Genomic DNA, 12,496 nt, shown 5'->3' with positions numbered 1-12,496 from the left:
TTGCCCTCCCGGGTGCGGCGTTCGGCCTACGCATGGGTGCGCGGATCGTGGCCCAGCCGGGCCACGACGATGCGGTGCAGGGCGGCGGTGGCCTTCCGGTCGTCGCCGTAGTTGAGTCGGCGTGTGCTCCGACGGCCGGAGGAGTACTCGATGGGGTGGCCGGAAAGGACTCTGTGCCCGGTGTCTTCCCGAGCGGGGAGACCACGGCGGCAACATGAATCTCGCTGCGCGTGTCCACGACCAGACGACCTCAGCCCGGTCGGGCGGACCCGTGCGCACCGGCCCGCTCGGGCGGTCTGAACCGGGATGTACCTGTGACGGGACACTTCGGTCAAAGATCTCAGGAGTCAGACCCCCGTACGGGAGGGCATCGCGCAACCGTCCGTCCCATCGATCCCGGCCCATCAATCCCGGCCCACCGGCCCACCGGCCCACCGGCACGATGGACGCCCCAGGCAGACACCCGCGCGCTCCGGGGCCCCGCCCAGCTACACCACTTCCCGTTCCAGGGACGCCATCCGGCTCTGGCCCGCTGACCACTGTGGCAGACGGCAAGGGCCCGGCATCCCGAAGCCGGGATGCCGGGCCCTTGCCGTGGCGCGATCAGGCGGGGCGGATGTTCTCAGCCTGCGGGCCCTTCTGGCCCTGCGTGACGTCGAACTCGACCTTCTGGCCCTCCTGCAGCTCGCGGTAGCCCTGGCTCGCGATGTTGGAGTAGTGGGCGAAGACGTCGGGGCCGCCGCCCTCCTGCTCGATGAAGCCGAAGCCCTTCTCGCTGTTGAACCACTTCACTGTGCCCTTGGCCATGACTGTCTCCTTCGAGGGAAACCGGGCACGCACCCTGCGCGACCGGGAGGTGATCGCCCTGGTCCGGAGAGGCGCCTGAACAGCAAGAACGCCCGTGAGGCGATCACGGGCGAACAGAACTTCGGAACCACGACTGCTGATCACAAGCCTATAACGGCATGACGGAAGCCGCTAGCGAAAACGCGCCAGCATCCGGCCTGGAACGAACAAACGGATCACCCGTGAGGCTCGGCCGATGGTGATCAAGCGGTTTCGTGCCCTTCTGCTGCCCAAGGCCGCGGCGAGGCATGCCCAAGCACGACACGGCGCACGCTTGCGGGTGCCCCCGCTGCGTCGGGAGAAGAGATCGCACAGGCAATGGATCATCCTGTCCCGCTGTCCGGGTACCGTCAGGGTATGAGTCATCCGCACCCCGAACTGAAAGCCGCCCCACCCCTTCCCGAAGGAGGGCTGCGGGTCATCGCCCTGGGCGGCCTGGGTGAGATCGGCCGCAACATGACCGTCTTCGAGCACGCGGGCAAGCTGCTCATCGTCGACTGCGGCGTGCTGTTCCCCGAGGAGACCCAGCCCGGCGTCGACGTGATCCTGCCGGACTTCACCTCGATCCGGGACCGGCTGGACGACGTCGTGGCCGTGGTACTCACCCATGGCCACGAGGACCACATCGGCGGCGTGCCGTACCTGCTGCGCGAGCGGTCCGACATTCCCCTTGTCGGCTCGAAGCTGACGCTGGCGTTTTTGGAGGCCAAGCTCAAAGAACACGGCATCCGGCCGCGCACGGTGCGGGTACGGGAGGGCGACCGGCGCGGCTTCGGGCCCTTCGACTGCGAGTTCGTGGCGGTCAACCACTCCATCCCCGACAGCCTCGCGGTCGCGATCCGCACCCAGGCCGGGATGGTGCTGCATACCGGCGACTTCAAGATGGACCAGTTCCCTCTCGACGACCGCATCACCGATCTGCGCGCCTTCGCCCGCCTCGGCGAGGAGGGCGTGGACCTGTTCCTCACCGACTCCACCAACGCCGAAGTACCCGGCTTCACCACCTCCGAGCGAGAGCTGAACCCGGCGATCGAGCAGGTGATGCGCACCGCGCCGCGCCGGGTCATCGTCTCCAGCTTCGCCAGCCACGTGCACCGCATCCAGCAGGTCCTGGACGCCGCCCACCAGCACGGCCGCAAGGTCGCCTTCGTCGGCCGCTCCATGGTCCGCAACATGGGCATCGCCCGTGATCTGGGCTATCTGAAGGTGCCCTCCGGTCTGGTCGTGAGCACGAAGGAGCTGGAGAAGCTCCCGGACCACAAGGTCACGCTGGTGTGCACCGGCTCCCAGGGCGAACCGATGGCCGCGCTGTCACGGATGGCCAACCGCGACCACATGATCCGCATCGGCAAGGGCGACACCGTCCTGCTGGCCAGTTCCCTGATCCCCGGCAACGAGAACGCCATCTACCGGGTGATCAACGGACTCACCCGGTGGGGCGCCCACGTGGTCCACAAGGGCAACGCCAAGGTGCACGTCTCCGGGCACGCCAGCGCTGGCGAACTCGTCTACTGCTACAACATCGTCAAGCCCCGCAACGTCATGCCGGTGCACGGGGAATGGCGCCATCTGCGGGCCAACGGCGACCTCGCCATCCGTACCGGTGTCGACCCCGAACGGGTCGTCATCGCCGAGGACGGCGTCGTCGTCGACCTCGTCGACGGCCGCGCGTCCATCACGGGCAAGGTCCCCGCGGGCAACGTCTACGTGGACGGCATGGAAGTCGGCGGCGCCACCGAGGCGTCCCTCAAGGACCGCCTCACCCTCGCCGCCGAAGGCGTGGTCACGGTGGTGGCGATCGTCGACGCGGACACCGGCGCCCTCGCCGAGGCCCCCGACTTCCTGGCCCGCGGATTCGTCCACGACGACACCACCTTCGAGCCGGTCATCCCCGTCATCGAGAAGACCCTGGCCGCCGCGGCCGAGGAAGGCGTCGGGGACGCGCGCCAGCTCGAACAGCTCCTCGCCCGCGCCGTGGCGAACTGGGCGTTCCGCACCTACCGCCGCAAGCCGCTCATCATCCCCGTCATCATCGACGCCTGAGCCGTGGTCCGGCGGCACCGTCCGCGGTTCCGGTGGCGGCCCCGCGAGCATCGAGGTCGGGCCAGCCCGGACCGGACAGTGGCGAAGCCGCCGGGCTCAGTCCCGGTTCGGCGGCGGCACCGACCCGAGCCGACCGCGTCTGCCCGGCTAGGCCCCGCCCACGACGCGCGCATGGGCATGCGCACGTCGCGGGCCGCCGCACGGGACGCGCGAGTGGATGGCGCGAGTGCCGGTGAAGCGGTCGGATCGCGGGACTCGTCGGCTCAGCCGCCGCTCTTGCGCCTGAACGACCGCTGGCTCGCCGCCGGGCCGTGCGCCGAACGCACCTTCGAGGCATCGGACTTGGCGGCCACATCAGCGCCATCCGCCTGCGCACCGCGCTTGCGCGCCAGGGCTTCGCGGAACTTGCGCTTGAGGTCGTAGTTGCCGTCGCTGTCCGGCTCCAGAGCGGACGTCTCGGGGGCGGCAGGCTCCGAACCTTCCGTAGATACGGGCTCTGCGGTCATGGTGACCTCCTGGGTTCGGGGGTTGGGCAAGCACAGCTTGTCATGGCGGGTGCGGTGGGAGGCGCCCACAACATCATCCTCCTCCGTTCCGGCGGGCATCCCTCTCACGGCCGAAGGCGTTGACTTCGTAGGTGAGGCACACGGGACGGCTTCGGGCCGGGCCGAGGGTTCCCGGTCCGTGGCCAGGCTGCCCGGGCAGCGGCTCTCAGCCGTTGCGACGCACGAGGGCGGCCCTGCGGGCCTCGGCGAGCTTGCGGGCCTCGCCCGCCTTTCGGGACTTGCCACCGACACCGCGGGAGGTGCCCTTGCCGGTGCCGAGGCCGCGGAAGGGAGCGTTGGTGTTCTTGGGCCGGGGGACGGCGGGCTCGCCGTCGAGCGGGATCCCGGAGGGAGTCCTGGCGCCGGTGATCCGGCTCAGCTCCGCCTCGCCGGAGCGCACCTTGGTGACGGTCGCCCTGATGTCGGCCTCGGCCATCATGCGGCTCGTCTCACGGCGCTGGCCCGCCAGCACGAGCGTGACCACGCTGCCGGACTCACCGGCGCGGGCGGTGCGGCCCGCCCGGTGCACGTAGTCCTTGGCATCGGTGGGCGGGTCGACGTTGACCACGAGATCGAGGTCGTCGACGTGCAGGCCACGGGCCGCGACATTGGTCGCCACCAGAACGGTGATCTCGCTGTTCTTGAACTGCGCCAGGGTCCGTGTGCGCTGTGGCTGGGACTTGCCGCTGTGCAGCGCCCCGGCGCGCACCCCGCTGGCCCGCAGATGCCGGGTGAGCTGGTCGACGGCGTGCTTGGTGTCGAGGAACAGCAGTACGCGGCCGTCGCGGGCGGCGATCTCCGTGATGACGGCGTAGCGGTCAGGGCCGTGGACGACCAGAACGTGGTGCTCCATCGTCGTGACCGTGCCCGCGGCCGGGTCGACCGAGTGGACGACGGGGTCGTGGAGGTAGCGGCGGACCAGTTGATCGACGTCGCGATCGAGAGTGGCCGAGAAAAGCATCCGCTGACCGTCGGGGCGCACCTGGTCGAGGACGTCGGCAACCTGGGGCAGGAATCCCAAGTCGCACATCTGGTCGGCCTCGTCCAGCACGGTGATTCTCACCCGTCCCAGGCGGCAGGCGTTGCGCTCGATCAGGTCGTGCAGACGTCCGGGGGTGGCGACGACCACCTCGGCTCCCTGGCGCAGCGCGGCGATCTGTCGGCCGATCGACGTGCCGCCGACGACCGTCGCGATCCGCAGCCGCAGTGCCTCGGCGTACGGCGTCAGCGCCTGGGTGACCTGTTGGGCCAGTTCCCGGGTGGGCACCAGGATCAGAGCAAGGGGCTGCTTGGGTTCCGCGCGCCGCCCGGCCGTCCGTGCGAGCAGCGGCAGACCGAAAGCGAGCGTCTTGCCTGATCCGGTGCGCCCGCGCCCCAGGATGTCGCGCCCCTCCAGGGCGTCGGGCAGTGTGGCGGCCTGGATCGGAAAGGGTTCGCGCACCCCGAGTTCGCTCAGTGTCCGCAGCACCTCCGTCGGCAGTTCCAGACCGGCGAAGGTGACGGCCGGGAGCAGCGCCGAGGTCATTGCCCCGGGCTGGGCGGGACTGCCGTGAGCGGTGCCGGAGTGATGGGGATGCTTCATGAACAGCCTTCCGCAGGGGAACGTACCGAGGAAGGCCCGGCAGGTTGGGACAGCCCACGCACAAGCCGAACGGAACAGGCAGAATCGCCCACCGCGACGACCGCGCAAACGCGTCAGGCTAACACACGGTGTATCCTCGCGCCGCTGTTGGTCCTGCCCTGTGTACGCGTGCTGGCAGCGGCTCGGCCCGGAACCACCGTTGCCCTTGGAACCCTGGATCTTGAACGGCCCCAGGGCCTCGCCGACTCGCACACCGCGTCACCCCGAAGAAATGCGGAACTCCAACTCGGGACGGTCCCACGGCACGGCGGGTGGGTTCGCGGGCGCGGTCCCGATCCGCACCGCACCCGCGCGGTGGTAGAAGTCCTCGGCGGGAAGATGCGACACGACCCTGACACGGTCGAGCCCGGCGGCACGGGCCTCGGACTGCATGTGCGCGATGAGCCGCCGTCCGATACCCCGTCCTTGCGCTTCGTCGGCGACGAACAGCAGGTCCAGCTCCGGTGGAGCGAGGACGAGCGAGTAGAACCCGAGGACCCGGCCACCTTGCTCGTCGGCGCCCACGGCTACGAAGGCGCGGTGGGCCTCGATGTAATCGGGCCCGACTCGGTAACCCTCGACTGCGGCCGCGTACTTACCCGCGTAGGCGCCTGAGCCACGCACGAGCCGTGTGAGCCGTTTGGCGTCCCGCGCGACGGCCCTCCGGATCGTGATCGGCTGGCTGATCGGGGAAGTGCGTGAACTCATCGGCAGAGTATTTCGCACCGGGGCGTGCCGTCGTGCGGCGGGTCGGCTGCTCGGGCGGGACGCCCCGCCGGGCCGCATCCGCGGCGCCTCTCGTGGCGTGCCGCTCTCACGGGATCTCCCACCGCCGGGGGAAGCAGGCGGCCCGCAGCGCCTCAGTGGACGGTCTCGTCCGACCGGTTCCTGACGGCCGCTGTGAACCTGGCTCGCTGGTCGTCGTTGGCCAGCGCGACCAGGCGAACCTCGACATGCGCCGGTACGTCCTTGATGTCCATGGCGACGCCGGACCTGTGCGAGTGGTCGATGAAGGTCAGCAGTGCCTTGGCGCCGGACATGTCGACGTAGTCGACGTCCTTCAGGCTCAGCGACAGGCTCGACAGGTGGGGGCGCCCGGAGAGGCCGGAGCGCTTCGACGGGGCCGGACGGCCCTCACGCAGGGACGTGAAGACCCGGTCGACGGAGAGGAAGGACATCGGTCCCTCGATCCGGAACGCGTCCTCGCCGGTCCGGATCACCGAGGCCCGGCGTCGGCGCGTCTTCATGGCGTGGAAGACGAGCGCCAGCGCCATCCCGACGGCGACCGCCACCGTCAGGTCGACGACCACGGTGATGATCATCGTCGCGAACATCACCACGACGTCGCCCCAGGGGGCGACATGCACTTTGCGCAGGCTCTCCCAGTCGAACATGCCGAACGCGGTCAGCATCAGGATGCCGGACAGCACGGCGAGCGGGATGTACTGCACGACGGCCCCCAGCCCGGCCACAAGGGCGAGCAGGATGACGCTGTGGGCGGCGGCCGACCAGGCGGTACGGCCGCCGCTCCTGACGTTGACCACCGACCTGACGGTGGCGCCCGCACTGGCCAGCCCGCCGAAGAGGCCGCTGACGGCGTTGCCGATGCCCTGGCCGATCAGCTCCTTGTTGCTGCGGTGCCGCCGCCCGGTGATGTTGTCCATGACGACCGAGGTCAGCAGCGAGTCGATGGAACCCAGCAGGGCGATGCTGAGCGCGGGCAGGACGAGGGTGAGAACCGTCGAGCCGCCGAGGTCCGGCACGGCGATCGAGGGCAGCGACTCCGGGATGCGGCCGATGTAGTCGATGCCCGAGCTGAGCGTGAGCGGTCCCAGGCGTACGTCGGTGAGCGCCGAGTCCGCGACCCGCAGGAACGGGGTGACGACCAGCAGCGCGATCAGGCTCGCCGGTACGGCCTTGACCAGGCGTGCGGCCACCAGCATGAGCACGATCGTGCCCGCCACCACCAGGAAGGCGCGCCGCACCTGGTCCAGCTCGCCCAGGATGATGATCAGCGCGATGCCGCCCATGAAGCCGGACACCACCGGGTGGGGTATGTAGCGGATCAGCGATCCGAGCCTGCACAGGCCGAACAGCACCTGGAACCCACCGGCCATGACGAACGCGACGAACGCGGCGTCCAGCCCGTGCGCGGCGATGACCCCGGTCGCGACGACCGTGATGGGGCCCGTGGGGCCGGTCACCTGGGCGGGCGTGCCGCCGAACAGGGCCGCGAAGAACCCGGCGAAGATCGCTCCGTACAGCCCGACGAGCGCGCCCTCGGGCGTGCCGGTCGCGGTGATGCCGAAGGCGATGGCCAGGGGTAGCGCCACTATCGCCACGGTCAGGCCGGAAAGCAGCTCTTTGACGACGCGCTGGAACATCTGCCCCCACTCCGTTCGATGGCATGCCGACGTCGGCCCAGGACGGGCCGCGTTGCCGACCAGACTTCCCGGCGCACCTCAGGCAAAATTGCCGTATAGAGATGGTCAAGACAAGACCAAAGATCGCGCCATCCGTAATCGGCCAAGGCGCCCTTGACAAGCGCTTCTTGTGCCTGGTGGGGGTGTATGGGCGCCATGGCCGCGGGTGAGGTGCTGGACTTCAAGCCGTACGCCACCGGCGAGACCGTCCGGGTCGACGGCAGCCACCTCGCCCCCGTCTCAGCGGGCCTCAGCTCCGTGACGGTGGTCGCCGGGTTCGTCGTCTCCGACGCCGTGCGCAAGGCGCTCGTCTTCGCCGGGGTACCGGCAGGTCACCCTCAGCGGCGCCGAGACCCTCGCCGGACTCGCTCTCACGCGCCGGGTCCCGCGGTCAGGGTGCCCAGACCCGTGAGGGCGCCGACCGGATCCGCGTCGGGGGTGCCACGGGGCCACCAGTCGTCGTGACCCGGCTCGGACTCGTAGGCGTACCACAGGCCGTCGCGTCCCAGGCGGAGCTGCACCTGGCCGTCGGGGTGGGTGAGGCGGTTGCGCCAGGGGCGGAAGGCGGGCAGGTCCGCGGCGAGCAGCAGGGGCCGGGCGCGGTCGAACCGTCCGGCCGGTGGGTCCCAGGGTTCTTCGAGGGCGGTGAGGCCGTCGAGCCCGCCCTGCCGCCACGCCGCGACCGCGCGGGCCAGTTCGGCGGGGGTACGGCCGGACGCGGTGGCCAGTGACGAGTACAGCGCGCGGGTGGTGACGGTGAGCCCGGCACCCGGGCGGGCCGCGGCGAGCCGTACGGCGTCCTGCCACAGTGTCAGCTCCGCCACCGGATCGCGGCCGGTGGTGAGCAGGGCGTGGGCGCGGGCGGAGGCGTCGGTTGCCAACTGGTCCAGCGCGAAGGGGTCGGGGCCGCCGGGGGCCGCCGGGTAGACCGGGGGCTGCTCGGGGTGCGGCGGGATGGGCAAGGGCGTTGGCAGCGGCGAGAGTTGGCGTTCTGTCAGGGCCTCCGTGGCGCGGATGCCGGGCAGTGGCTCGGGCTCCCGCTCCTGCGCGGCGCGGGCCGCGCGGGCGGCGCTGCGGCGGGACAGCGCGTCCAGCACCTCGCGCTCGCCCCGGCCGCGCAGCAGGAGCAGCACGAAGGGGTCGGCGTCGAGCAGGCGCGCGGTCTGGTAGCAGAGGGCTGCGGCGTGCTTGCAGGGGTGACCGCGGTCGGGGCAGCCGCACCGGGGGTCGAGATCGCCGGGGCCGGGGAGCAGGGGGACGTCTCCCTCCGCGAGGGCCTGCGGCATCTCCTTGTCCAGCAGCGCGGCGATGTGCCCCGGCCGCTCCGCCGCCGCGTCCAGGAACCCCTCCCACCGCGCGTCGCCGAGCGTGCGTACGCGGACCTGCACGCGGTAGGGGCGGGGACGGCTGCCCCGTACATACGCCAGCACGAGGCCCGGTGTGACAGTGATGGCGTCGACCCTGCCTTGCCGGGCGTAACCACGGCCCCGCGCGAGCCGCTTGGCGTCCAGCGCGCCCTCCTCCAGCGCGGCGACCCAGGCGTGCCCCCACCAGGTCTCGGCGAGGGGGGCCTCGTCCTCGGACGCGCGGGAGGGGAGCGGCGGGAACGCCGGGAAGGTGCGGCGCAGGTCGCTGTCGCGGGTGGGGGCGGCCATGGTGTGGGGCGTAGGGAGTGGTGGCTGGGGGGTGGGTGGTGGTGGCTGGGGGGCCGGGGTTGCCGTGGCTGGCGGTTTTCGCGGTACGGCCTGGTGCGTGTCGGCGGCGTCGGCCCGGTCCCGGCGGGCGGCGCGGAGGGCCTCGCGGGCGGCGTCGGCGGGGCGTCCGGGGGGTGGGGGCTGCGCGTCCGCGGTCTCCGGGGGTGACGTCCTGGGTGTGCGGCGCAGCGCCGCGCGGGCGGCGTCACCGGGGCGGGGTTCGGGGCTCTCACGCCGGGATTCCGGGGACGGCTCGTCCCGCGTCAGCCCCGGTGCCGACTCCTCGGAAGCCTCGCGTGCGGCCCGCAGGGCGCGGCGGGCCGCGTCGGCGGGGCGCTCCTCCGGCGTGTCACCCGGGCCCGTTCCCGGCGTCGTCGACTCGCTCATGATGTCCTCCGCAGGGACACCAGGTCGGACAGGTCACGGTCGGACAGTTCGGTGAGGGCCGACTCGCCGGAGCCGAGGATGGCGTCGGCGAGGGCGCGCTTGGCCTCGAGCATCTCGGCGATGCGGTCCTCGACGGTGCCCTCGGTGATGAGGCGGTGGACCTGGACGGGCTGGGTCTGGCCGATGCGGTAGGCGCGGTCGGTGGCCTGTTCCTCGACGGCCGGGTTCCACCAGCGGTCGACATGGATGACATGGCCCGCGCGGGTGAGGTTGAGGCCGGTGCCCGCCGCCTTCAGGGACAGCACGAGGACCGGGGTCGCGCCGCTCTGGAACCGGTCCACCATGCGCTCGCGCTCGGGCACCGGGGTGCCGCCGTGCAGGAGGTCGACCGGGACGGCGCGGGCGGAGAGGTGGGAGTCGATCAGGCGGGCCATGCCGACGTACTGCGTGAACACGAGCGCGGAGCCGTCCTCGGCGAGGAGGGTGTCGAGGAGTTCGTCGAGCAGGGCGAGTTTGCCGGAGCGGGCGGCGAGGGCGTCGCCGGTGCCGGGCGGGTGGTCCTCCTTGAGGTAGAGCGCCGGGTGGTCGCAGATCTGCTTGAGGGAGGTGAGCAGCTTGAGGACCAGGCCGCGGCGGGCCATGCCCTCGGTGGTCTCGATGGCCAGCAGGGACTCGCGCACCACCGCCTCGTACAGCGCGGCCTGTTCGCGGGTGAGCGGCACCGGGTGGTCGGTCTCGGTCTTCGGCGGCAGCTCGGGGACGATGCCGGGGTCGGACTTCCTGCGGCGCAGCAGGAAGGGCCGCACCAGCCGGGCGAGCCGGGTCACCGCCTCCTCGTCCTCGCCGGTCTCCACCGCGCGGGCGTGCCGGGCGCGGAAGGACTTCAGCGGGCCGAGCAGTCCGGGGGTCGTCCAGTCCAGCAGGGCCCACAGCTCGGAGAGGTTGTTCTCCACCGGGGTGCCGGTCAGGGCCACGCGGGCGGGGGTGGGGATGGTGCGCAGGGCCTTCGCGGTCGCCGAGTACGGGTTCTTGACGTGCTGTGCCTCGTCGGCGACGACCATGCCCCAGGACTGTTCGGCCAGGGCGGGGGCGGCCGAGCGCATGGTGCCGTAGGTGGTGAGGACGAAGCCGCCGGGCAGGTCGTCCAGGCTGCGGTCGGGGCCGTGGTAGCGGCGGACGGGGACGCCGGGGGCGAACCGGGTGATCTCCCGCTGCCAGTTGCCGAGCAGGGAGGCGGGGCAGACCACCAGCGTCGGTTCGATGCGGGCCCGCTTGAGGTGCAGGGCGATGACGGTGATGGTCTTGCCCAGGCCCATGTCGTCGGCGAGGCAGCCGCCAAGGCCGAGGGAGGTCATCAGGTCGAGCCAGGCCAGGCCGCGCAGTTGGTAGTCGCGCAGGGTGGCCCACAGCCCGGGTGGCGGGGTTGCCGGGCGCACGCCCGCCGTCAGCCGGTCGCGCAGGGCGGCCAGCGCGCCGGTCGGGACCGCCTCGACGGTCTCGCCGTCGACCTCCGCGCTGCCGGTGAGCGCGACGGACAGCGCGTCGACCGGGTCGAGGAGGCCCAGTTCGCGTTTGCGGGCCTTGCGGACGAGGGCCGGGTCGACCAGCACCCACTGGTCCCGCAGCCGGACGACCGGACGGTGGGCCTCGGCCAGGGTGTCCATCTCGGCCTCGCTGAGCGGGTCGCCGCCGAGCGCCAGTTGCCAGCGGAACCGGAGCAGGTCCTCGCTCTCGAAGAAGCCGGTGCCGTCGGTCGCCGAGCCCGGCGCGGGCCGGACCACCGCCGACGCGGTCAGGTCCTGCGCCAGGTCGCGGGGCCAGTGCACGGCGACCCCGGCCGCCGCGAGCCGGGTCGCGGCGACGCCCAGCAGATCGCTCAGCTCGTCCTCGGACAGGGCCAGCACATCGGGCACGTCCTGCTCGGCGAGCCGGTCCAGCGGCGGCCAGACGCGCGCCGCGCGGCGGACGGCGAGGGCCGCGTCCACGCGTGCGCGTGGGCCGAGGGCGTCCGCCTCGCCCGCCCACAGCGCCGCCGCGTCGGCGACCAGGGTGGGGTCGGAGAGGCTGTGCACCTGCACGACGGCCGCGCCCGCCCGGCGCGCACCGGTGCCGTCGCCGCCGTCGCCCGCGTCGAACAGGTCGTACGCCGACAGGTCCAGGCGCAGCGAGATCCGCACGCCCGCGTCCATCCCGGCGGCGACCTCGGCGGCCCAGCCGTGGGCGTCGGGCAGCCGCTGCGGCAGGGCGTCGGCGAAGGGCCTGCCGCAGGCGTGCGGTGCGGCGGGCGTGCGGGGCAGGGTGTCCGCGACGGCGTCCAGGAAGGCGCGCAGCAGCGCCTCCGGCTCCGGCAGCCGCAGCGGGCCGGGACCGGGCAGCGGGACGGCATGCCCCTCGGGCGGCAGGGCGGCGGCGATCGCCCGCAGATGCGCGATGTCGTCGGGGTCGAGCGGGCCCGCCCGCCAGGCGTCGTGGCCGGAGGGGCTCAGGCCGGGCAGCAGGCGGCCACGGGCGGCCAGCCGCAGCGCGTGCAGGGCGGCGGCGCCCCAGCAGGCGGTGGCGGGGTGGGCGGCCGGGTCGTGCCGGGCGCGCGCGAGGAGGGGAAGCGCGGTGGCGAGCGGCAGCGACAGCGCGGGGGTCTGCCGACGGCGCGCTCCGGCACCATGACGTCGTACGACCGTCAGCTCAGCGGTGTCGTCGGTCAGGCAACCGTCGGCCGGGTCGCTGTCGGTCGGGTCCCAGAAGGCGACGCGGCCGCGGCGGGGCAGCGGGTCGGGCAGGAAGACGGCCGCGTGGCGCAGCAGGGCGCCGGGCGCGGCCGTCCGGTCGGCCGATGGCATGCCGGTCATACGTTGTGTCACCTCCCGCCCGTCGTGTCGGATCAGTTGTCTTCGACTCTACGGGCGGGGTCTGACAATCGGTCCCGGCGCGGCTTCCGAC

General features: G+C 72.3%; 8 protein-coding genes. 1 reads left to right on the top strand and 7 read right to left on the bottom strand.

Features of this window, described 5'->3' with window-relative positions; translation table 11 throughout:
- Nucleotides 1-603: 603 nt before the first annotated feature.
- On the bottom strand, nucleotides 604-807 hold the full coding sequence (locus tag ACFVQG_RS04895) for a cold-shock protein (RefSeq protein WP_014670069.1): 204 nt from the start codon (nucleotides 805-807) through the stop codon (nucleotides 604-606).
- Between the two features lie 396 nt (nucleotides 808-1,203).
- On the opposite strand from ACFVQG_RS04895, the gene ACFVQG_RS04890 reads away from it, so the two are divergent.
- On the top strand, nucleotides 1,204-2,889 hold the full coding sequence (locus tag ACFVQG_RS04890) for a ribonuclease J (RefSeq protein WP_383376899.1): 1,686 nt from the start codon (nucleotides 1,204-1,206) through the stop codon (nucleotides 2,887-2,889).
- Nucleotides 2,890-3,152: 263 nt separating this feature from the next.
- Here ACFVQG_RS04890 and ACFVQG_RS04885 read toward each other — a convergent pair whose 3' ends face one another.
- The 6 genes from ACFVQG_RS04885 to ACFVQG_RS04860 all read right to left on the bottom strand — a co-directional run bounded on the left by ACFVQG_RS04885 (nucleotide 3,153) and on the right by ACFVQG_RS04860 (nucleotide 12,405).
- The gene (locus ACFVQG_RS04885) at nucleotides 3,153-3,395 is read right to left on the bottom strand and encodes a DUF5302 domain-containing protein (protein WP_383376897.1); all 243 of its coding nucleotides are present in this window, start codon (nucleotides 3,393-3,395) and stop codon (nucleotides 3,153-3,155) included.
- A 205-nt stretch (nucleotides 3,396-3,600) separates the two neighbouring features.
- Nucleotides 3,601-5,016 (bottom strand): DEAD/DEAH box helicase, encoded by a 1,416-nt coding sequence (locus ACFVQG_RS04880; RefSeq protein ID WP_383376895.1) that lies wholly within the window; start codon nucleotides 5,014-5,016, stop codon nucleotides 3,601-3,603.
- Between the two features lie 258 nt (nucleotides 5,017-5,274).
- A complete protein-coding gene (locus ACFVQG_RS04875) occupies nucleotides 5,275-5,763 on the bottom strand; it encodes a GNAT family N-acetyltransferase (protein ID WP_383376893.1) in 489 nt (162 codons plus the stop codon).
- Between the two features lie 152 nt (nucleotides 5,764-5,915).
- Entirely contained in the window at nucleotides 5,916-7,439 is a 1,524-nt protein-coding gene (locus ACFVQG_RS04870) for a SulP family inorganic anion transporter (RefSeq protein WP_383376890.1), read from the bottom strand.
- Nucleotides 7,440-7,849: 410 nt separating this feature from the next.
- On the bottom strand, nucleotides 7,850-9,559 hold the full coding sequence (locus ACFVQG_RS04865) for an SWIM zinc finger family protein (protein WP_383376888.1): 1,710 nt from the start codon (nucleotides 9,557-9,559) through the stop codon (nucleotides 7,850-7,852).
- Complete coding sequence (locus tag ACFVQG_RS04860; protein WP_383376885.1) at nucleotides 9,556-12,405, bottom strand: DEAD/DEAH box helicase; 2,850 nt, start codon at nucleotides 12,403-12,405, stop codon at nucleotides 9,556-9,558. Before ACFVQG_RS04860 ends, ACFVQG_RS04865 begins: the two co-directional genes overlap by 4 nt.
- Nucleotides 12,406-12,496 lie beyond the last annotated feature (91 nt).

The organism is Streptomyces sp. NPDC057877 (assembly GCF_042796855.1).
Classification (GTDB): Bacteria; Actinomycetota; Actinomycetes; order Streptomycetales; family Streptomycetaceae; genus Streptomyces.
Note: the sequence above shows the minus strand (reverse complement) of the source record. Positions and strands in the feature narration are given on the sequence as shown.